Consider the following 1,524-nt stretch of genomic DNA (forward strand, 5'->3'; position numbering starts at 1 on the left):
CCGCACAGGTAGAAGTCCGCGTCCGGGTGGGCGGGCACCGCCTCCGGGTCGACCAGCCCGGCGCGCGCGCCCTCCGGGGCGTCCTGCTCGTAGAACAGCGTGCTGGTGAACGACTCCAGCCTGCCGCCGAGCCGCTGCGCCTCCTGGGCCAGCGCGTGCCTGGCGGGGGAGCGGTCGGCGTGCACGAACGCGACCGGGCGGTCCGGGGAGTGCCCGGCCAGGTGGTCCAGCATCGCCACCATGGGCGTGACGCCGATGCCCGCGCTGGCCAGCACGACCGGCCCCGAGCCCTCGGCGAGTGCGATGTCGCCGACCGGCGGGGTCACCCAGACCTCGTCGCCGACCTTCGTCGTGGTGGTCAGCAGCGTGGACACCTCGCCGTCCGGGGCGCCGCCCGCGCCGCGCACCCGGCGGACGGTGATCCGCAGCGCCTCGTGCCCCGCCGCCCGCGACACGGTGTACTGCCTGCCTTGCCGCACGCCGTCGGCCATCTCCAGCGCGACCGTGACGTACTGGCCCGCCAGGTGGTGCGGCACCGGCCCGGACTTCGGGGCCAGCAGCAGCGACACCGCGTCCTCGGCCTCCTCGACCCGCCCGGTGACCACCCACGGCGCGTAGATCCGCGCCGGGTCCGCGCGCAGGTCGTGGTACATGCGGGTCTCGATCGCGATCAGCTTGACCGCGAACAGCCAGTACACCTCGTCCCAGGCCGCCGCGACCTCCGGCGTGACCGCCTCGCCCAGCACCTCCTTCACCGCGCCCATCAGGTAGCGGCCGACGATCGTGTACTGCTCGGGCGTGATGCCCAGCGACACGTGCTTGTGCGCGATGCGGCTGATCACCGCGTCGAGCGGGATCTCCTGGCCCTGGCCGACCAGGTGCGCGGCGTACGCCACCACCGATCCGGCAAGCGCTTTCCGCTGCTCGCCGCTGGCCTGGTTCCCCCGGTTGAACACGTTCAGCAGCTCGGGGTTCTCCCCGAGCATCCGGCTGTAGAAGCGGGTCGCGATCGCGACCACGTGCTCCCGGACCACCGGCAGGGTGGCCGTGACGATCTCCCGCGACTGTGCGGACAACATGGCGTGGTTCCCCTCATTCCCTCGTCAGCGACAGCAGGACCGGGCCCGTGGGCGGGGCGATCAGGTCGCGCAGCAGCACGGTGTCCAGCGAGGCGAAGAACGCCTCGCGGGCCGTGCGCAGCGCGCCGCGCAGCAGGCACGCGCGGTGCAGCGGGCAGGGTCCCTGCTCGCAGTCCACGACCTCGTCCTCGCCCTCGAACCGGCGCACCACGTGACCGGCCGACACCGCCTTCGCCTCCGGCGGGACCGAGACCCCGCCGTTGCGCCCCCGCGCCGTGGTGACCAGGCCTTCCTTCTGCAGGCGCTGGACCACCTTGGCCACGTGGTTGCGCGGCACGTTCATGGTCGTCGCGAGGTCGTCCACGGTGAGCTGGGCGTCCTTGGCCGCGGCGAGCATCAGCACGCGCAGGGCGATGTCGGTGGCCTTGCTGAGGTGCATGATCCA

The 1,524-nt window shown here is 73.1% G+C and carries 2 protein-coding genes; both read right to left on the minus strand.

Translation table 11 applies throughout. The annotated features are described in order from the left end of the window. Window positions 1–1,079: globin domain-containing protein (locus tag ACTUAL_RS20310; protein ID WP_440901364.1), on the minus strand; the 1,079-nt coding region annotated here is incomplete at its 3' end. A 13-nt stretch (window positions 1,080–1,092) separates the two neighbouring features. Next, window positions 1,093–1,524, minus strand: a 432-nt coding sequence (locus ACTUAL_RS20315) for an RrF2 family transcriptional regulator (protein WP_440901365.1), incomplete at its 5' end; no start/stop codon positions are given.

The organism is Actinosynnema sp., from assembly GCF_052038725.1.